Origin of the sequence: Rhodococcus sp. 15-725-2-2b (assembly GCF_002259075.1) — a bacterium.
Classification (GTDB): Bacteria; Actinomycetota; Actinomycetes; order Mycobacteriales; family Mycobacteriaceae; genus Rhodococcoides.
Window position 1 is genome coordinate 1 of sequence record NZ_NPFL01000005.1, and the last position, 21,179, is coordinate 21,179.

At 66.0% G+C, this 21,179-nt stretch carries 12 protein-coding genes; 4 read left to right on the plus strand and 8 right to left on the minus strand.

From position 1 onward, the window contains the following. Positions 1-474: 474 nt before the first annotated feature. The 5 genes from CH306_RS04765 to CH306_RS04785 all read right to left on the minus strand — a co-directional run bounded on the left by CH306_RS04765 (position 475) and on the right by CH306_RS04785 (position 5,375). Positions 475-891: a heat shock protein transcriptional repressor HspR gene (locus CH306_RS04765; RefSeq protein ID WP_045196872.1), complete on the minus strand. Its 417-nt coding sequence runs from the start codon at positions 889-891 to the stop codon at positions 475-477. Next, complete coding sequence (dnaJ, locus tag CH306_RS04770; RefSeq protein WP_094645850.1) at positions 891-2,066, minus strand: molecular chaperone DnaJ; 1,176 nt, start codon at positions 2,064-2,066, stop codon at positions 891-893. Before dnaJ ends, CH306_RS04765 begins: the two co-directional genes overlap by 1 nt. 30 nt (positions 2,067-2,096) lie before the next feature. Beyond that, entirely contained in the window at positions 2,097-2,729 is a 633-nt protein-coding gene (gene grpE / locus CH306_RS04775) for a nucleotide exchange factor GrpE (protein WP_032396072.1), read from the minus strand. After that, positions 2,726-4,570: a molecular chaperone DnaK gene (gene dnaK, locus CH306_RS04780; RefSeq protein WP_032376212.1), complete on the minus strand. Its 1,845-nt coding sequence runs from the start codon at positions 4,568-4,570 to the stop codon at positions 2,726-2,728. Before dnaK ends, grpE begins: the two co-directional genes overlap by 4 nt. A 304-nt stretch (positions 4,571-4,874) precedes the next feature. Continuing rightward, complete coding sequence (locus CH306_RS04785) at positions 4,875-5,375, minus strand: hypothetical protein (protein ID WP_045196877.1); 501 nt, start codon at positions 5,373-5,375, stop codon at positions 4,875-4,877. Positions 5,376-5,672: 297 nt separating this feature from the next. Between CH306_RS04785 and treS the strand changes: the two genes are divergently transcribed. From treS to CH306_RS04800, 3 genes are all read left to right on the plus strand, one after another. After that, positions 5,673-7,853, plus strand: coding sequence for a maltose alpha-D-glucosyltransferase (gene treS, locus CH306_RS04790; RefSeq protein ID WP_032396074.1), 2,181 nt, complete (start codon positions 5,673-5,675; stop codon positions 7,851-7,853). Positions 7,854-7,892: 39 nt separating this feature from the next. Continuing rightward, entirely contained in the window at positions 7,893-8,441 is a 549-nt protein-coding gene (locus CH306_RS04795; RefSeq protein WP_094645851.1) for a hypothetical protein, read from the plus strand. 86 nt (positions 8,442-8,527) lie between these two features. Next, positions 8,528-13,117, plus strand: a complete 4,590-nt coding sequence (locus tag CH306_RS04800; protein ID WP_094645852.1) for an EAL domain-containing protein — start codon at positions 8,528-8,530, stop codon at positions 13,115-13,117. A gap of 1 nt (position 13,118) precedes the next feature. On the opposite strand, the gene CH306_RS04805 is transcribed toward CH306_RS04800, so the two are convergent. The 3 genes from CH306_RS04805 to CH306_RS04815 form a co-directional block, all read right to left on the minus strand. Continuing rightward, positions 13,119-14,579, minus strand: coding sequence for a dynamin family protein (locus CH306_RS04805; RefSeq protein ID WP_032396077.1), 1,461 nt, complete (start codon positions 14,577-14,579; stop codon positions 13,119-13,121). Beyond that, the gene (locus CH306_RS04810) at positions 14,576-16,384 is read right to left on the minus strand and encodes a dynamin family protein (RefSeq protein WP_045196879.1); all 1,809 of its coding nucleotides are present in this window, start codon (positions 16,382-16,384) and stop codon (positions 14,576-14,578) included. The genes CH306_RS04805 and CH306_RS04810 overlap by 4 nt, the downstream gene beginning before the upstream one ends. Before the next feature lie 148 nt (positions 16,385-16,532). After that, entirely contained in the window at positions 16,533-19,148 is a 2,616-nt protein-coding gene (locus tag CH306_RS04815; protein WP_094645853.1) for an IniB N-terminal domain-containing protein, read from the minus strand. Between the two features lie 260 nt (positions 19,149-19,408). Between CH306_RS04815 and CH306_RS04820 the strand changes: the two genes are divergently transcribed. Next, complete coding sequence (locus CH306_RS04820; protein WP_094645854.1) at positions 19,409-21,178, plus strand: Hsp70 family protein; 1,770 nt, start codon at positions 19,409-19,411, stop codon at positions 21,176-21,178. The last annotated feature ends 1 nt before the right edge of the window (position 21,179 follow it).

Here is a 21,179-nt window from a genome sequence, read left to right on the forward strand (position 1 = left end):
GTCGGGGTCGGCGCGTGTCGGGGTCGGGGTCGAGGTGGGCGCGCGTCGGGGTCGAGGTCGCAAACGCGCGCGCATTCGCTGAACGCGCGCGAAATGGCGACCACATCACCGACGAAAATGCGCGCACCCGACAAAGGCGCGCGCGTTTGCGAGGAGGTGCGCCCGAGACACCCAACGCAGCCCCGTGAACCGAGCCCGACCCGCACAGCCCAGCCCCGCCCAGGTTCGCTCCCTCAGCACCACTCGCCACCGCAAACGCGCGCGCACTCGCTGAACGCGCGCGAAATGGCAACCGAATCACCGGCAAAACTGCGCGCACCCGACAAAAGCGCGCGCGTTTGCTGACCAACGGGGCCGAAAATGCGCGCACCTGACAAAAGCGCGCGCGTTTGCGGACAGACGGGGCCGAAACTGCGCGCACCTGACAAAGGCGCGCGCTTTTGCGAACAGACGCGGGAGAAACGTGAAGCGAATCTAACGCTGGTGGCGCGGCTTCCAGACCACGAGAGCGTTGCGCTGGATCGGCACCAGGTCGCGGCGATAACTGGCGTGCACGTTGGCCAAATCCTGAGCCAACTCCGAAACCCGTGCCTGCAATGCCTCGACCTGATTGGTCAGCTCGATGATGCGCTTGATACCGGCGAGGTTGACGCCTTCGTCCTGCGAGAGTCGCTGTACTTCACGGAGCAGCGCGACATCACGCGGCGAGTAGCGGCGCCCACCGCCGGTGGTGCGGTGGGGGGTAACCAAACCAAGTCGATCGTAGGTGCGCAGCGTCTGCGCATGCATGCCGGCCAGCTGTGCCGCCACCGAGATCACGAAGACCTGGGCGTCGGGATCAGCTTGACCGCCACCGGCTTTCGCGGATCCACCCTCGGGAGGGACCGACATCACACACCTGCCCACCCGGCCCGCGGGTCGAATCCGCTGGCCTTCTCGGCTTCCAGATAAGTCTTCAGAGCTTCGGTGGCAGCATCGTCCAGTTTTTGCGGGACGGCAACTTTGACGGTCACCATCAGATCGCCGGTACCGGACTTCTTCGGCACACCGCGACCGCGCACACGCAACACTCGGCCGTCGACGGTGCCGGGTGGAACCTTCACTCCCACGCGACCGTCGAGGGTGGGCACCGACAACGTGGTACCCAGCACCAGTTCGCCGTAGCTCACCGGAACGGTCACCGTCAGGTCGTCGCCCGTGCGGCCGAACACCTTGTCGGGCTTGACTCGTACGGTCACGAACAGGTCGCCTGACGGCGCGCCGCGCAGGCCTGCTTCGCCCTGACCGGCGAGTCGCACCTTCTGGCCGTCACTGATGCCGGCCGGGACGCGCACGGTAATGGTCCGGGTGCGGTTCTGCACTCCGGTTCCGCGGCAGTCGGCGCACGGGTCGTCGATGATGGATCCGCTTCCGCGGCAGTCGTCGCACGGCTCACTGAAGCCGAACGCGCCTTGGTTTCTGTTGACGACGCCTTGGCCGTTGCATCGGGGGCACACCCGCGGGCTGGTCCCGGGCTTCGCGCCGCTGCCGTGGCAGGTGGTGCACGAGGACGGGCTGGTCAGCTTCAAAGGGACCGTGACGCCCTGTGCCGCTTCACGGAACTGCAGTGAGGTCTCGGTCTCGACGTCGCTGCCGCGTCGGGGCCGGTTGCTCTGGGTGCGCTGCTGCGCGCCGCCGCGATTGAACAGGCCGCCGAACAGGTCGCCGATTCCGCCGTCGCCGCCGCCCTGACCGAATATGTCGCCGACGTCGAAGGTCTGGCCTCCACCGCCGAATCCGCCTGCACCGGGCGAGAATCCACCGCCACCGCGGCTACCGAATCCGCCCGAGGCGAACAGTCGTCGTGCTTCGTCGTATTCCTTGCGCTTGGCCGGGTCGGCGAGGACGGCATGCGCCTCGCTGACCGCCTTGAACTTGTTCTCGGCCGAGGCGTTGCCGGGATTGGCGTCGGGATGGTTGTCCCTGGCCAACTTTCGGTACGCCTTCTTGATCTCTTCTGCAGTCGCGCTGGAGGAAACGCCCAGCTCCTTGTAGAAGTCCTTCTCGATCCACTCCCGCTGGCTCACCGGGCGTTTCCTCCTCTCGCTGTTTTCTGTCTACTGCTCGTCGGACGCAGGTGCATCCGATTCTTGCGCTGCACTGTCCACGACGCCGACCATCGCGGTCCGCAGGACGCGCTCGCCGAGCTTGTAGCCCGGACGCATCAGCGTCCCGACGACCGGACTGCTGCCGTCGCCCTCGTGGGAGACCGCCTCGTGGATGGCCGGGTCGAAGGCGTCGCCCTCGGCTCCGAAGGTGGTCAGGCCGATGTTCGAGAACACCCCTGCCAACTTGTCTGCCACAGCCTTGAGCGGTCCGGTTTCGAGATCGCCGTGCTGGCGAGCTCGCTCGAGGTCGTCGAGAACCGGAAGGAGCTGCGAGACGACGGACGCCTTCGCGTTCTCCGCTCCGGTCTGCTTCTCGCGGTCGGTACGACGCCGGTAGTTGGCGTATTCGGCCGACACGCGCTGCAGATCTGCGGTGAGTTCTGCGACCTGAGTGTCACGCGGGTCTTCCACGACGTCACCGTCGACGGTCCCTTCGTCCACCGAGTCGGGCTGGGGCGCAGCCCCGGTGCCCACCAGGGGCTCCGGAACTGCGTCACCTTCCCGTACTTCACCGGTCTCGGGATCGATCTTTCGCTTGTCCACGAAAGTGACCGGTTCTTGCTCGGTGTTCTCCGACGTCACTTCTTGTCCGTGTCGTCGGCGGGCTCGTCGACAACCTCTGCGTCGACGACACCGTCGTCAGCGGCCTGGGCGCCACCCTCTGCGCCGCCCTGCTCCTTGGCCTGAGCCTCGTAGATGGCGGTGCCGAGAGCCTGCGACTCGGTCGAGAGCTTCTCCACGGCGGTCTTGACTGCCGAGATGTCGCTGCCCGCGAGAGCCGTCTTGGCGTCGGCGATGGCGGTTTCGACGCGTCCCTTGAGCTCGGCGTCGACCTTGTCCTCGTTGTCCTTGACGAACTTCTCCGTCTGGTGGACGAGGGACTCGGCCTGGTTGCGAACCTCGGCCTCTTCGCGACGAGCCTTGTCCTCGTCTGCGTGAGCTTCCGCGTCGGCGACCATGCGGTCGATCTCTTCCTTGGACAGGCCGGAGCCGTCCTGGATCTTGATCGTGTTCTCCTTGCCGGTGCCCTTGTCCTTGGCCGTGACGTGCACGATGCCGTTGGCGTCGATGTCGAAGGTGACCTCGATCTGCGGGACGCCGCGAGGAGCCGGGGGCAGCTCGGTCAGCTCGAAGGAGCCGAGGAGCTTGTTGTGCGAGGCGATCTCGCGCTCACCCTGAAAGACCTGGATCTGCACCGAGGGCTGATTGTCGTCAGCGGTGGTGAAGGTCTCGGAACGCTTCGTCGGGATGGTGGTGTTGCGCTCGATGAGCTTGGTCATGACGCCACCCTTGGTTTCGATACCGAGGGACAGCGGCGTGACGTCGAGGAGCAGAACGTCCTTGACCTCACCCTTGAGCACACCGGCCTGCAGTGCAGCACCGACGGCCACGACCTCGTCCGGGTTGACGCCCTTGTTGGGCTCGCGTCCACCGGAGAGTTCCTTGACCAGCTCGGAGACGGCGGGCATACGCGTCGAACCACCGACGAGCACGACGTGGTCGATGTCCTTGACGGCGATGCCGGAGTCCTTGACCACTGCCTGGAACGGCGCACGGGTGCGGTCGAGCAGGTCGGAGGTGATCTTCTGGAACTCCGAGCGGCTGAGCTGCTCGTCGAGGAAGAGCGGGTTCTTGTCGCCGTCGACCGTGATGTACGGGAGGTTGATCGAGGTGCTCTGCCCGGAGGACAGTTCGATCTTCGCCTTCTCGGCGGCCTCACGCAGACGCTGCAGAGCCATCTTGTCCTTGGTCAGATCGATGCCGTTCTGAGCCTTGAACTTGTCGACGAGCCAGGTCACGATGCGCTCGTCCCAGTCGTCGCCACCGAGGTGGTTGTCGCCGGACGTCGCACGGACCTCGACGACGCCGTCGCCGATTTCCAGGAGCGAGACGTCGAACGTGCCGCCACCGAGGTCGAACACGAGAATGGTCTGCTCGCTGTCGCCCTTGTCCAGGCCGTATGCGAGAGCTGCCGCGGTGGGCTCGTTGACGATGCGCAGAACGTTGAGGCCGGCGATCTGGCCGGCTTCCTTCGTGGCCTGACGCTGTGCGTCCTCGAAGTACGCGGGAACGGTGATGACCGCGTCGGTGATTTCCTCACCCAGGTATGCCTCGGCGTCGCGCTTGAGCTTCTGCAGCGTGCGCGCGGAGATCTCCTGAGGGGTGTACTTCTTGCCGTCGATCTCCACGGTCCAGTCCGTGCCGACGTGGCGCTTCACGGAACGAATCGTGCGATCGACGTTGGTGACCGCCTGGTTCTTCGCGGGCTGGCCGACCAGCACTTCACCGTTCTTGGCGAAAGCGACGATCGACGGGGTGGTGCGTGATCCCTCGGAGTTGGCGACGACAACCGGTTCGCCGCCCTCGAGGACGGACACGACCGAGTTGGTGGTCCCGAGGTCGATACCGACCGCACGAGCCATAATGTTTCCTCCTGTTGTTGCGTGGATTCAGTCCCTGGGTGAGCGAACTCCGCTCAAGTTTGCATAACGCGATCTGTCGCGTCAACTTCCAACTTGAGCCTCATCCACTCAAGGCTGCTGACCTGCACAACGGAGGGTGTGGCGAATTTGTTCCCGAGGGAGCGGCTGCGCCGCATGTGCATGGAAATTCGGTGCCTGCTACGAACTTCTACTCACAAGGGGCGAAGCCCCTCGACAGCAGTACGCCGCGACGATCAGCAAGGATCGTCGCGGCGCAGCGGGGAGAAAGCTGTTGCGGAAGGAATTACTCGGCAGGCTCCTCGGCCGGTGCGGGAATGCAGCTGTGGCTGAGCAGGCCACCGGTGATGTTGTCGAGGAAGTTCGCATCGAGTGCACTGGCGAATGCCGCGGCACCGGCGGGACGAGCGATCCATTCACGATCGACCGAGGGCACCGTGTACGTGGCCGCTTCGCCTGCCTCGATGGTCGCCTCGGTGTTCTGACCCTGCACGCCCGGCAGTGCGCCGTAGTTGACGTTGACGTTCGAGGCGTCGTCCGCGCCGACGTTGTCGACCTTGACCTGCAGTGCGACGACACCGCCCTCGGGTGCGTCCTCGACCGTGGTGTCGCAGACGGCGGCCATGGTCACCACCAGGTCCGGGCTTTCGAGCACCACCGAGCCGAGCGGGCCGACGGGTTCGGGTGCCGGTTCGGCCGATGCTGCCGGTGCGAGGGCGACCGCACCGATGGCGGCGGCCAGAGCGGCCGTCGAGGCCAGGATCGATGTGCGGGCAAGACGTCGCATGAACAACTCCTGTAGCTGAGGGGGATGTGACTCATGAGTCTGATGTGACAGATGGGTCAGTTGGTACCTGACTCACTATGGCCTATCCGAATCAGACATTCCACACCAGGCGGTCTCGATTCGATGACGTTCGCATATCGAAGGAAAGGGCCCCTGACGAATCACACCCGTGTAGTTCGGCGTAGGTTTCATCGGTCGGCGAGCCAGGTTTCACCGCTCACCGATCAGGGGAACCACAACCCTGCGGATCGGCCGCGCCCTACGTAGGGTTGAGGAAAAGCGAGGCTACGGAGGCACATGGATCCCGAAGTGCAGCACGAACCGAGCGAGATCACCTACGACGAGAAGTTCTATCCGGCTCGGCCGAAACCACTTCGACCCTCGGTGCGTCGCGCCAACCGAAGCAACAGCCCCACTCCCGACAGCGAACCGGTGGCGTCGAACCCCGAGTACGTGGACTGGCTCACCGAACAGTCGATGCTGCGCGATGCCAAGTTGATCGCCGAGCAACTCTCGGGCAAGGGCAGCATGTGGCAGAACCCGTATGCCGACCCCGATCCGCGCGCCGCCGTCGAGCGCGCACCGGTGTGGTTCACCGCGTATCCCATCTCGGTGATCAACGCCCCACAGACGAGTTTCCTGAGCACTCTCGGCGACGAGAAGCTGTGGCAGGCGTTCTCCGAAATCGGTGTCACCGCAGTGCATACCGGCCCGGTGAAGGTGGCAGGCGGTATCCACGGTTGGCGTCCGACCCCCTCGGTCGACGGACACTTCGACCGGATCGGCATGCAGATCGACCCCGCATTCGGATCGGAAGAAGAGTTCCGACGCCTGTGCGTGGTGGCCTCGGCGTACGACGGCATCGTGATCGACGACATCGTTCCCGGCCATACCGGCAAGGGCGCGGACTTCAGACTTGCCGAGATGGCCGTAGCCGACTACCCCGGCATCTACCACATGGTCGAGATCGAACCGCAGGACTGGCATCTGCTGCCGCGAGTGCGGGCCGGTGCCGATTCTCAGAACATCGACGCCGAGGCCGAGGCCAATCTCGCCCGCGCCGGATACATCATCGGTCAGCTGCAGCGTGTCATCTTCTACGAGCTCGGCGTGAAGGAAACCAACTGGAGCGCAACACCTCCCGTCGTCGGTATCGACGGTGTCGAACGTCGCTGGGTGTACCTGCACTACTTCAAGGCCGGCCAGCCGTCGATCAACTGGCTCGATCCCTCCTTCGCCGGAATGCGACTGGTGATCGGCGACGCATGCCATTCCATCGCCGATCTGGGTGCAGGCGCACTGCGGTTGGACGCCAACGGTTTTCTCGGTGTGGAGCGTCGAGCCGAGGGACCGGGCTGGTCCGAGGGCCATCCACTGTCCGAGGCGGCGAACCACCTGATCGCCAGCGTGGTGCGCAAGATGGGCGGGTTCACCTTCCAGGAGCTGAACCTGACCATCGACGACATCAAGGCCATGGGTGCCAACGGAGCCGATCTGTCGTACGACTTCATCAACCGCCCGGCATATCAGCATGCCCTCGTCATGGGGAACACCGAATTCCTCAGGCTCACCATGACTTTGGCCCGCGATCACGGCGTCGATACGGCGTCTCTGGTGCACGCGTTGCAGAACCACGACGAGATGACGTTCGAGCTCATCCATTTCGCCACCCTGCACGCCGAGGACGAGTTCACCTACGGCGGCGAGGCGGTCAAGGGCAGCGATCTGGGTGACCGTATTCGCGGTGAGCTGACCGATCGACTCACCGGACGGTGGGCACCGTACAACCGAACGTTCACCACCAACGGAATCGCCTGCACCACAGCGAGCGTGATCACCGCATCGCTGGGCATCCGCGATCTGGACCGCATGGACGAGCGAGACATCGACACCGTCAAGCGGGCCCACCTGCTGTTGGCGATGTACAACGCCTTGCAGCCGGGCGTGTTCGCCCTGTCGGGCTGGGATCTGCTCGGCATTCTGCCCATCGACGCCGAGGAGGTCGACGACCTCATCCGCGAAGGTGACACTCGGTGGCTCAACCGTGGTGCACACGATCTGATGGGGTACTTCCCCGAAGCCGTGCGCTCGGAGTCGGGGATTCCCCGCGGGCGCAGCCTGTACGGCTCGCTCCCCGAGCAGCTGGCCGACCCACAGTCGTTCGCCCGCCAGTTGGCGCGAATCATCGAGTTGCGCAAGCGGTTCGGAATCGCAACCGCTCAGCAGATCGATATTCCGACGGTCTCGCACAAGGGCCTGCTGGTCATGGTGCACGAGCTCAGCCAGGGAACAATCCAGGCGACGGTACTCAACTTCTCGTCCGAGGAGATCAGTGCCACCATCCAGTCCAAGCACCTGGTTCCCGGTACATGCGCCGTCGATGTCTTCGACGACAACGAGATCGCCACCGTTGACGAGCTGAACAGCTTCCCGATGACCCTGCGTCCGTACGAGGGTGTGCCGGTGGTGCTGCGCTGAGACAGCGGCCCGTCACCGCCGACGGATAGACTCCTGCGCGTGGCCGATGAACAGAACGACCCGACATCGCGGAGGCCCCGCCCTCCCCGTCCGCAACCACCGCGGCCCGATGTCGCCGTCGAACCGCTGCGGCCACGGCAGGAGCCCACTTCCTCGGTACTGCCGAAGGTCGCGAATGCGCTGTGGGCACTGACAGCGGCACTGATTCTCGCATTGGCCGCCGCGGCCGCCCTGAACTGGGAGCCTGTGCTCTCCGGCGTCGAAAAAGCAGTAGCGCAACAAGATTCGACAGCAAGTGCGGCCGACGTCCGCAACACTGCCTCGGCCACGCTGCTGTCCAGCGGGGCCGCCGCGGCTGTGCTCGTGCTGCTCGGTTTCGTCGCACTGAATCTACTGCGCAATGCAGCGACGTCGTCGAAGGTCCTGATGGGTGCGGTCGGAATCCTGACCGTCGGTGCATCAATCACGTTCTCGACCTTCGTCTCCGACGCTCCCGCGTTGCTCGGTGGCGTCCTGCACTGGGGGCCGTTCGTCGTCGCGGGTACCTCCGCGGCCACGACCCTCGTCGCGCTCGCACCCCGGCGCTGACGAGTCGCGTCCGCGCGTCCGAAGAACATACGGTACCGGTCATCGTGTGGTTGAGTGAGTGCCGACGTCCAGGAAGGTGCCTGCCGATGGTTGACGGAAACGATGGCCATCCCAGATTGCGGGTGGTCGGAGTCGGCAGTTCGGCCGGTGGACTGGACGCGGTCGCCAGGTTCCTCTCCGGAGCTCCGGCCGCCGCTCCCTGGTGTTTCGTCGTAGCTCAGCACCGAGCTCCGAATCAGGACAGTGCCCTGGTGGAACTTCTCTCGCACCACACGACGATGGCAGTGGTGGCCGCCGTGGAGGGAGCGAAACTCGAACCTGGGGTCGTCTACGTGGGGCCTCCCGGCTCGGACATCGTGGTCGCGAAGGACTCGATACGACTTCCGCAACCCAGTCCACACAAGCGACCATGGCCGAACATCGATCGGTTGCTGCAGTCGTTGGCCTCGGAATTCGGCCCCGACGCCGTGGGCGTGGTCCTGTCCGGCAGCGGCGGTGACGGTGCCGCCGGGGCGACCACGATCCGCGACGGCGGCGGGGTCGTTGCAGTCCAGGACCCGACGACCGCGGCATTCGAGCAGATGCCCACCTCCACCCTCGACACAGGGTCGGTGAATCTGACCGCTCCTGCCGAGTCCATCGGCACCGAACTACACGACCTGTTGTTCGGACGATCGGCGCGCCCTGCGGACGAGCAGACCGGTCCCACAACGGACGGGGCAGCGGCGGAGGACCGACCCCGGTCGGAGGTCTCGACCGACACCCCGGATCCGGACGCGGCAGATCTCGCGACGATCGTCGAGTGCCTGCGCCTGGCCACCGGTATCGACTACTCGGGCTACAAGCGTTCGACGTTGAGTCGACAGATCGAGCGTCGTCGACACGGTAAAGGGATCTCGGTGGCCGAGTATGCCGCCTCGCTGGCGGACGACACCGCCGAAGCCGGTGCACTCGCACGAGCGATTCTCGTCAGTGTCACCTCGTTCTTCCGCGACGGAGCAGTGTGGGAGAGCGTGGGACTGCGGTTGAAGACCGTGGTCCGTTCGCTGGCGGCTCACGAACCCCTCCGCCTGTGGATACCCGGATGTGCAACGGGAGAAGAGGCTTACACGATTGCGATGTTGGCTGCCGATGCTTTCGATGGTGTCGAGAACAGGAGTGGGCTGAGCAGCAGATTGAAGGTGTTCGCGACCGACCTCGACGACGCTGCGCTGACCGTCGCGCGGCGAGGCCAGTACCGCGCCACCGAGGTCGAGGCCGTTCCACAACGGCTTCGTGACCGATGGATGTATCAGTCCACCGCCGGATGGGCCGTCGTCCCGGAACTGCGCGAGTGCATGATCATCGCTCGCCACAATGTGGCGTACGACCCGCCGTTTCCTCGGGTGCACCTGATCTCGCTCCGCAACACACTCATCTATTTCGAGCCGCGCCTCCAGGCGCGGGTGATGGATCTGTGCCACTACGCCCTGGTGCCGGACGGGCTCGTCGTCCTCGGCTTGTCGGAGCGAATCTCCAATGTCGATGCCGTGTTCACCGCGGTCGACTACACACACCGAATCTACAGGCGGGGCGACTCGAGCCGCCTGCCGTCCATCGCCATGACTCGACGCCTTCAAGCTCCACCGGCCGGCGGGGCCAATTTCCCGAGCGGCACAGGCCCGACTCGCGCCGACACCGAACTCCCATACCGCCGCATACTCCAGATCACCTCGGCTCCGATGCTGATCGTCGACGACCGCGATGTACTGATCGAGGTGATCGGCGACGTCTCACGATGGTGCACGGTCGGCGAGGGTAGACAGACCGGGGCGGTGGCCGAGATCATCCGGGAACCCTATCGCCTCACGGTGCGGACGCTACTCAGTCGACTGCGTCAAACCGATTCCACAACTGTGGAATTGGTGGCCGGCGAGGCCCATCGCGTGCGCATCACGGGCGCTCGGGTATCGACGAAGTTCACGACCCGGACGGTCGTGTCGTTCCGCGCCGAGGAGTCTGCGCCCACGCACGGAACGGTGGATTCGTCCACACCCGTCCTGGACATGAATGCACAGCTCGACTCCACGCAGCGAGCGCTGGAGGCCATCGTCGCCGACCTCGGATCTTCGAACGAAGAACTGCAGGCGATGAACGAAGAACTGCAGGCATCCTCGGAGGAATTACAGGCCACCACCGAAGAAGCCCAGGCCGCCAACGAGGAACTCGAAGCGACCAACGAGGAGCTGACGACCCTCAACCAAGAACTCCAAGCGCGCACCAACGAGGCGCAACAGGCCAACTCCGATCTCACCAACATTCAGTCGTCGCTCACCAGCGGACTGATCATCATCGACCGCGAACTGCGCGTCACCCGCTTCACTCCCCTCGCCGTTCGCTTGTTCTCGTTGATCGACGCGGACCGAGGCCGACCGCTCACAGCCATTCCCTCCACGGTCGAGATCCCCGGCCTCGAAGAGGACCTCAACGCGACACTCGAACATCGCCAGTCGCGCATACGCGAAATCAGCAGCGCCAACGCCGATTACCTGCTGCAGACCCAGCCTTATCTGGGTTCCGACGGCGACGTGCGGGGTGTCATCGTGGTGGTGACCGATGTCGGAGAGATCAGCGCCACGAGGCGGGCTCGCGATGCCGCACTGAGCAATTTTCACCTCGTTGCCGACTCCATCCGCGAGATAGTCTGGCAGCGCGACGCCACCGGCACGCTGACGTTCGTCAACTCACGCGTCGAGGACATCTACGGTCTCGACCGCGACAGGGTCATGGCAGAGCCGCGGCTACTTCTGTCGACCGTGCACCCGGAGGACCGAGACCGAGTCGCCACTGTTTCTGCTGCTGCCGAACAAGATTGGACATGCGAGTATCGCATCGTCCGTCCGGACGGATCGATTCGTTGGATCGAAGAAGTTGCCCACACGGTCCGTACGACCGACCCCGCCGACCGACTGGTCATCGGCAGCGCCGTCGATGTCACCGACCGCCGCGTCTTCGAGGACCAGGCAGCGGAGCGGAGCGCCGTACTCGACGCACTCTTCGGCACGGTCACCGCCGGAATCGTCGTGCTCGATCGCGAGAACCGGATACTGTCCATCAGCACCGGTTTCACGGCCATCACCCGATTCGAGCCACACGAATTGATCGGAACGAGCCTGTCGATGCTCATCGATCGAAGGGCCGGAGCCGTGGCCCCTTCACCCGAGATCGAACCGGGTCCGGCGAACAACGGTGCGTTCGACAGCTGGACGGTCGTCGACGCACATGGATCGTCGCATCCGATCAGTATCGAATTCCGGGCCGTACCGGTGAAATCCGATTCGCCCGCCGGACCGCATTCGGTTGCAATCGTTCACGACACCTCACGGATACGCGAAATCAGCGCCGACCTGGCCGCTCGGGAACAGTTCGACCGACACACCGGTCTGCTCACCAGGCAGTTCTTTCGATCACGCCTCGCCGAACTCCTGGATTCCGGGACCACGAGAGTCGCTGCACTGTGGATCGACCTGGACGACTTCAAGGAGATCAACGATCGCTTCGGGCATCGTGCAGGTGATGTCGTACTGCGCACGGTTGCTGCACGACTGCAGCAGGCTGCACGCCGACACGACATCGTCGGTCGTCTCGGCGGCGACGAATTCGCCGTTCTCGTGACCCGAAGCGAGGACCTGGACAGCCTCGAGATCCTGACGCACAGAATTCTTCTGGACTTACGGAACCCGATCACCCTCGTCGACGCGACGGTGTACGTCTCGGCATCGATCGGTATCGCCCTGAGTCCGGACGACGGCACAACTGCGGACGCACTGCTGCACAACGCCGACACGGCCATGTACGAAGCGAAGAAGTGCGGCCGTGACCGTCACATGTACTTCGCTCCAAGCATGAACGCGATCGCAGACGACCGGGCATCGATCCGCCACGAGCTGGGAGAAGCGTTCCGCAACAAGGATTTCGAGTTGCACTACCAGCCGATCGTCGATGTGAGCACCGGCCGGGTGACGATGCTGGAGGCACTGGTCCGATGGCGGCGGAACGGGGTCGTCGTTCCCGCTCGTGAGTTCATCGACCACGCCACTCAGACAGGCCATCTCCGGGCGTTGGGAAAGATCGTTCTCACGTTGCTCGATGCGGATCTGAACCTACTCGAAGGCGAGCTCGGTGGGACCCGCCCACAGGTGGCCGCGAATTTCTCCGGAATCGAACTCGACGAACGCGACGTGATCGACCGTCTCATCACCTGGGCACCACCAGGAGGGTTCGACAAGCTCGTCATCGAAGTCACCGAATCGGCATTGCTCGACGAGCACGGTCGAGCCCGAGACACCCTGGGCATACTGAAACGATTCGGCGCAAAGATCAGCATCGACGACTTCGGCACCGGATACTCGAACCTCGAGCTGCTCGACAGACTCGAACCGGACGTCATCAAGATCGACCGATCTCTGCTTCAGCGAGCATCGAGTCACCCGCGCGGCCGAGCCATTCTCGATGCCGCTGTGCGACTGGCGAAAGCGCTCGATGCACGGACCGTCGTCGAAGGCGTGGAGAGCCAACAGATGTGGGACTACGTGTGCACACTGGGCGTGGACATGGCGCAGGGATATCACATTGCCCGACCGATGCCGCTACGCCAGGCGATCGACTGGATCGCCGCGGCCGATTCGGCCCGATAGATCAGGCCAGAGACGCGAGTATTCCTTCGGCGCTGCGGGCCGCCGTGGCGCACGAGGTCGAGGTGAACCGGTCCAGCAGTGGATGCTCGGACAATGCGCGCCACTTGTGCACGGCCGCCAGCGCGGTGTCGCGCTGCTGAGCTCGTCCGGCATCGGGAGGCAGATCGAGACGCTCGGTGGCAGCGATACCGAAGCCACCGATGATGCGCTGCAGCTCGAGCAGTCCGCCGTCGGGCAGTTTCGGTGTGGTGGAACGCAATCGACCGAGCAGACGCAGTTCGGCGAATCCGTGCACGTCGGCGAGCATTCGGCCGGCCTCGGTGCGAAGCGCGTGAGACTCAGGCCTGAACTCCAGGATCCGTTGCAGCGCAACCAGAGCCGAATGCAACTTCAGCTGGTCGGCACGTTGACCGAACTGCACGTCGATCACCGACCGAAGTTCGGTGAGCCCACTGCGCTCGACCAGATCGGCAGCCAGCGTCGGCGAATCGCGCACCCCGAGCCGAATCAACGTCACAGCCATCCGAATACCGAACAGCCCGAACCGGTCGACGATGCTGGCCCGCAGCGCTGCATCGACCGGGAGCGTGCTCTCCGCGCGCACGAAACGGTCGGCCGAGAGCATCGCCAACTGCAGATCCTCGGTGGGCACCGTCGCCAGCATCTCGAAGGCCGCGAACTCGTTCTGCCGCAGGGTTTCCGCGCCGAGCGCGAGCAGTCCTGCAACCGGAACCACCGCCTGGCACAGGCCGGTGGCCTCGAGTTCGGACGCGAATCGCGCAGCGACCTCCTTGGCCGACATCATCGCGTCCATCCGCCCCGAACCCACCTCGTCGGCTCGCGAGACGACGCCGATCACACCGAGCGGTCCCGAATCGCCGCCCACGTGCGCGCCGATCTGACCGAGAAACGACACGTCGGTCGCATTGAGAGTGCGCAGCAGATACACGACGGCGTCCGCACCCGACGACGAGTTCTCGGGCGTGAGCATCGCCAACGTGCGTGCCGACACATCTCGCGACAGAGACGAGGTACCGGGGGTGTCGATGATCGTCGTCTGCGCCAAAGCGCTTGCAGGCCATTCGACGTCGAGTCGGTCGACCTGCGCGGCCGTCAACGACCCGAGGTCGAAGGTCAATCGCCCGTCGCGCCGTTGCACCGGCACGTTCGCGGCTCGGTCGCCGTCGTACCAGGCCGTGACGGCGGGAGTGACGCCGTTGCGATACCACGTGACGACCTTCGTGCACTCGGTGGCGTCGGTCGGGGCGATATCCTGCCCGACGAGAGAATTCAGCAGCGTCGACTTACCTGCCTTGAGTGATCCCGCGAGGGCCACGCGCAGCGGCTCGTCCAGGCGGTAGAGGCATTCGTCGAGCATCCAGGACGCTTCGGCATCACCGGAGTACGTCGATCGTGCCGCAGAGATGAGGTCGCGGGCCCGGGCGAGAGCCGCCACGCTCATACGGCAGCGTCCTCGACCAGAGATACTGCCCGAGAATTCAGTTCGGACACCACCCGCATGTCCTTCTCCAGCGCGGCGATGCGAGCGGCACGGTCGGTGTTGTCGGCAGCGGCGGCCTCCTGCGCCGAGCGCAACGACTCGTTGAGCGAGCGCAGCGTCTGCTCGGCGATCGAGGTGAAGTGATCACGCAGGACTCGCTGAATCTGCCGCAGCCGGTCCTTGGACTCCTTGCCCACCTGGAAGCTGACGTCGTCGGTGAATCGCCTGATCGCGATCTTGGCCTCGGACCGCCGCGCTTTGACGCGGTTCTCCTTGTCCTCCTTGTACGCCTTGGTGCCCAGCAGTACGCCCGCACCGATCGAAATAGGGTTGAGCAGACTCAATCCGACGAACGTGGTGATCAGGCCGAACATCAGCACACCGCCGTAAGACCCGCGCATTCCCACCAGGACCTTCTGGGTGATTCCGATACGACCGGATTCCAGATCGGCCAGGGACGAGACGGGATCGAGGACGTTGTCGAGATCACCGAGGTCCAGATCGGGCAACGCTGCCGCTCCGGACGAGGCGAAGTGTTCGGCCACCAACTCCGAAAGCCACAGTGCCCGTTCGTGAGCCCAGACGAAGTTGTCGCCCACCGACGCGGCGATCTGCTCCTCGAGCCACTCGCCGAGCTGCGGCCAATCCTTGCCCGGATCCCCCTCGTCGACGGTCTCTTCGGCTTCCCGGGTGACGCGCCGCAACCGGTCGCGCAGATCGTGATCGATGTCGGAGGCGAGATCGGCGATACCGTCACCGAGGGTCTGCTGCCATTGCGACGACCGCTTGTGCAGCTCCTCGGCGGCGGCCTTGGCGCGCTGCAGCCCGGCGACGGCCGCGGCTGCCCGCTCCGGATCCTTCAGTGCCGCAAGCTCACTACCGAACGAGAGCGTCAGATGTTCGGTGACAGAACGGACATCGAGCGAGACCGAGGAGCGCGCCAGCACATCCGCCCGGGCCACCACGTCGTCCCGCAGAAACGCGTAGAGCTGCTGGAAACCGGACTCGGCGTTGAGTTCCTCGTCGTTCAAACGCAGTGCGTGCGAACGCAACAGAGACGAGACCGGCAACATCTGCACGTCGATGCCTGCGCGATCCAGGTGTCCACGATTGGCCTCGACGATCTGCCGCCAGTGCGGATACAGGTCGATCTTGGTGATCAGCACCGCCACGGCCGGGCACAGTCCCTGTACCTGCCGGAGAAAGGACAGTTCCGGCTCGGTGAATTCGCGCGAGGCATCGGACACGACGAGCACCGCGTCGGCCGACGGAATGAGACCCAATGTGCCTGCCGCGTGCGGATTCGTGTGCCCACCGACTCCGGGAGTGTCGACCAGTACCAACCCGTCGGCGAGCAACGGGCTCGCCACCCCGATGTCCAGGCGCAACACCTCACGGCCCTGGGCCAGCGGACTCGACGGGGTGACCGTCGTGATCTGCTCGGGCGGAACGTCGACTCGAATCGGTTCGTTGCCCGGATCGGCGAGTACGAGCTGCGCGGACAGGCTCTCGGCATTGGACACCACGGTCGGGATGGCGGTGGTCTCGTCGTCTCCCACCGAGCACACCGTCAGATTGAGCAGCGAGTTCACGAACTGACTCTTGCCCTGCTTGAGCGGTCCGACCACGATGATGCGTCGACGTGGATCCAGCACTCGCGAGCGCGCCGCCTCGACTCGATCCACCAGGTCGGATCTTCCCGCCGATGTCGCCACCGCTGCGGTTCGGCTCAGCAGCTCTGCCAGCTCCGTAGATTGCCCGTCCATACGCTCGTGCTCACAACCGTTCTCGTCGACTTCCGCGGTACCCGGGCTCCACTGACGCCCAGGAACGAACTCTAGCTACGACTCGGCCCCGAGTGCCGGGGAACACTCGGGGCCGAGTCATGTCATTGCCTGCCCGCAGGCGAGGGGATCAGGGCTGCGTCGGGTCGAAGTCGTGATCGACGGTCACATGTCCCAGGGAGTCCGCTGCCGAGTCCACCGAACCGTGCAGGCTCGAGTCGCTGAACAGGCTCGAATCGGTCTCGCCCTGACCGAAGACGTCCGAGTCGACGCTCGACCAGCCGGAGCCGTTCGCAGTAGCCGAGGAATCGAACGAGCTGGAGTGATCGAACGATCCCGATGCCGCGGAGGAAAGGCTGCCGCCTGCGTCTGCCAGTCCCTCGACACCCGACTGCAGGCCACCGGTGAGGCCGCCCGCGGCCTGGCCACCGAGGTCGGCAGCGGAATCAAACCCGCCGCCCGCGGAAGCCGCAGCGTCCGCACCAGCATCCAAACCCGCACCCACGGTGGACGCGAAGTCGCCTCCGATCGAGGCACCGGTGTCCAGTCCTGCGCCGACGTTGGACGCGATCTCGCCGCCCACCGAGGTTCCGGCGTCGACTACTCCGCCCGCGGCACCTTCGAGGCCACCGGCAACCGAGCCTGCAGCTCCCGCGGCACCTTCGAGGCCCGCACCTGCGGACGCCGCTGCATCGATTCCGCCGCTCACCGCACCGGTGACGGCTCCTTCGAGTCCGGCACCGGCCGAGGCCGCAGCATCCACGCCACCGGCGACTCCGCCCGCCACTCCGCCCGCGATACCGCCGCCGAGGCTGCCGAGTCCGGCCAGGCCGCCGGTCAGACCCGCACCTGCATCACCCACTCCGGCCAGACCACCGGCCACACCTGCACCGACGTTCCCGACGCCTGCCAAGCCACCGGCCAGTTCGCCACCGACGTTCCCGACGCCGGCCAGGCCACCGGCCAGATCGCCACCCACGTTTCCGACGCCGGCCAAGCCACCGGCCAGATCAGCACCGACGTTTCCGACGCCGGCCAGACCACCGGCCAGATCAGCACCGACGTTTCCGACGCCGGCCAGGCCACCGGCCAGATCGCCACCCACGTTCCCGACGCCGGCCAGGCCACCGGTCAGATCGGCACCGACGTTTCCGAGGCCTGCGAGTCCTCCGGTGAGGCCCGCGCCCAGTCCGCCGAGTCCGGCCAGGCCGCCCGACAGGTCTGCACCGAGTCCGCCGACTCCGGCGAGTGCTCCTTCGACGGTTCCCGAGAGGTCTGCTCCGGCGGCAACCGCTGCGTCGATCGCTCCGACGAGTCCTGCGCTGACGTCGGCTCCGGCTCCGGCTCCGAGTGCGGCTCCGAGGTCGAGTGCTGCGCTGGTGTCGAGTACCGATTCGAGGGCGGTGCCGAGCTGGGCTCCGGCTGCTCCGCCGACGCCGAATGCCGTTCCGAGGATGCCTTCGAGGCCCCCGGCAACTCCGCCTTCGAGGCCGCCGACAAGTCCGCCGCCGATGCCTGCGCCTGCTCCGATCGTGCCGTCGAGTGCAGCGTCGAGTGCGGCGGTGAGGCTCCCGACTGCGCTGGTGTCGAGATCGAGTGCGGTTCCCAGTGCGCCGCCGACCACTGCGCCGAGGTTGCCGCCCGCGGCCAGCAGGGCGTCGACATCGAGGTCTGCGAGGGCACCTGCGTCGAGGACTGCTCCGAGCGCGGATCCGATGGATCCTGCGATGGCACCGTCTGCGGCGAAGAGACCGCCCAGGCTCGCGCCGACTCCGCCTGCGAGGTCGCCGACCAGTGCGCCGCCCGCGCCGAGCGCTCCGTCCAATGCGGCACCGATGTCGGTGGTCAGATCTGCTCCGATGGTTCCCAGCCCGCCGAGTGCGCCGCCGATTCCCGCGGTCAGAGCGGCACCGAGGTCGCCGGCGATGTCCAGTCCGGCTCCGGCACCGAGTGCGGCGTCGAAGACTCCTCCGAGGGCAGCGCCGAGCTCTGCACCGATGGTTCCGCCGACTCCGAAGACCGCACCGAGTGCGCCGGCCAGGCCGCCCTGGATGTCGGCCAGTGCGCCGAGATCGACGGCACCGGTCGCGCCGATGGCGGCGTCGAGTGCTGCCTGCAGCTGTGCGGCGATGTCTCCGCCGATCTCACCGCCGATGCCTGCGCCTGCGCCGATCAGTCCGGTCAGTGCCGCGCCCAGTCCGACGGTTCCGCCGAGCAGACCGTCGAGGTCCAGATCCACGCCGCCGCCGAGCCCGCCGCCGATACCTGCGCCTGCACCGATCAGAGCGTCGAGTGCGCCGCCGAAGGCAGTGCCGAGCTCGAGACCGATCTGGCCTCCGACGGCCAACGCTGCAGCGAGTGCTGCCTGCAGGGAAGCAGCGATCTCACCGGTGACGTCGATTCCGCCGGTCAGGCTGCCGCCCGCTGCGAGTCCGCCGCCTGCGACTGCGCCTGCTGCCAATCCGAGTCCGGCGGACAGTCCGCCACCGAGGCTCGCGCCTCCGGCGAGTGCGCCGTCGAGTCCCGCCGACCCGCCTGCACCCAGGATGGCCGAGAGCTGGCTGCCCGCACCGGCGAACAGTCCCGACTCCGCGACCAGAGGTGCGACCGCGACGATGTCGGCGTGAGTGACGTCGCCGAGTCCCGCGGCGGCCAGCGTCGTCTCGGGATTGGCGCAGTAGGCGGCTGCGGCCTGGTCGTCGCGCAGCAGGCTGAGGATGAAATCGAGTACGGCGTTGGTAGCCATCGTGGGTCTCCTTGACGAGGGGTGCTTCGTGGTTGATCACAAAGCTATGCACCGCAGAGCCCCCGCCCAACGGGGCCGATCCCCCTACTCCCCCGGGGGTTGCCAGGGGACTTCGATTAGGGGATCTCGGCGCTTTAGGGGATTTCACTCGTTTCACGCTCTAACCTGCTGTGAGACGTAACGAATAGGTAGCTTCTGCCGACAGTCGAGTAACGGCAGTAGTACCGACGGCAGGGCGAGACGAAGGCGGCGACACGACGATGAACGCAGGGCTCGGCATACGTATCGGTTCGGTGACGGCGGCGGCCGCACTGGACACCGATCCCGTCACCTCGGTGGTCAAGCGTTCGGCACTCGACCTCCGCCCGGGCGAAGCCCCGCGTCTGGCAGAGCTGTGGGACCGGTCCACTCGGAATCTGATCAGCGGCTTCGCCGACCGGGTCGGCGATCCGGTGGAACTGATCGACGACGACGGCCGCAGCCATCACGCCGAGGACCTGTACGCCACCGCTGCTCGCGCGCTCGTCGCCGAGGCCTCCGCCGGAACCGAGTCCGCTCCTACCGTCGTCGTCACTCACCCCACTCGCTGGACCGCGTACACCGCGGAGGTTCTCGGTGAAGCGCTGGACCGCGCGGGGCTCACCGACGTCACGCTGGTCCCGGAGTCCGTCGCAACGATGCGCTGGCTCGAAGTCACCCGAGGAACGCAGTCCGATGGCCTGGCCGTGGTCTACGATCTCGGCGCGACCGCACTCGACGTCACTCTGATGCGCACCGGCTCCGAGGCAGGCACCGTCGGCACCGGGGTTCACTCGCAGGAGTACGGCGGAGCGCAGTTCGATCACGCGATCATGCAGTACGTGCTCGACACCGTCTCGGGCAGCCAGTCCTTCGAATTCGATCCCTTCGATCCCGATACCGTCGGCGCGCTGGTGGAACTGCGGGCACGCTGCGGTGAAGCGAAGGAACAACTCTCCTACGACACCTCGACGTCCCTGACGGTCGACCTGCCGGGCCTGCACACCGAGGTTCGCCTGGTGCGCTCCGAGCTCGAAGAACTGGTGCGCGCATCTCTGCTCGGGTCGATCGGGGTGGTACGCGACGCCGTCACGGCCGCCGGCCTCGACGTCACCGACATCGACCAGGTGGTCCTCGTCGGTGGCAGCTCGGCCATACCACTGGTCGCCGAGCTGATGTCGTCCGAACTGCGTGCACCCGTGGTCGCCGGACCGCGTCCCGAACTGACCGTCGCAATCGGTGCCGCGATTCTCGGCAGCGACATCGCCGACGCCACCGCCTCCGACGACGCCGCAGCCTTGGCCGCGGCACCCACCACGGCAGTGGCGTCCGCTGCGGCGGCCGCGCCGATGCCTCGCCCCACCCCCCGGCCCGCACCGACGCCAACCGCCGTCGAATCCGACGCAGGGATGTCCGGTCGCAAGAAGGCCGGCGTCGTGGCCGGATCCGTTCTCGTCCTCGCCCTTCTGGCCGGCGGAGGCCTGTCGGTGGGAACGGCGTTGACCTCCGACAACACAACTCCGGCCGAATCGAACGCGGAAACGTCGATCTCGAGCACCGAGACGCCGGGCACCACCGCAGCGGTGGCGGATGCCGCTACGACGACGGCGGCCACCGGCGAGAACGGTGTCGCCGCAACCGGATCCGAGAGCGCACCGACCACGGTGGTCAACGCCGACGGCACGGTGACGCAGATCGACCCCGCCACCGGCGCTCCGGTCGCGGGAGCGCCTGCTGCAGCCCCAGCCGACAACGGCGCGGCCACGGTTCCGACTGTCCCGTCCGTCGCTGCTCCGACCGTTCCCAACTACCAACCGCCTGCCGTCCAGGTTCCGCAGGCACCGAGCGTGCAGGTTCCCAGTTATCAGGGCCCCACCCTCGGCGATGTCGGACAGGGCGTCGGTAACGGGCTCGGCGGAGTGGTCGGCGGCGTCGGCGACGGCCTCGGCGGTGTCGTCGGCGGCGTCGGTGACGGACTCGGCGGAGCCCTCGGCGGCTTGACCGGCCGATAGG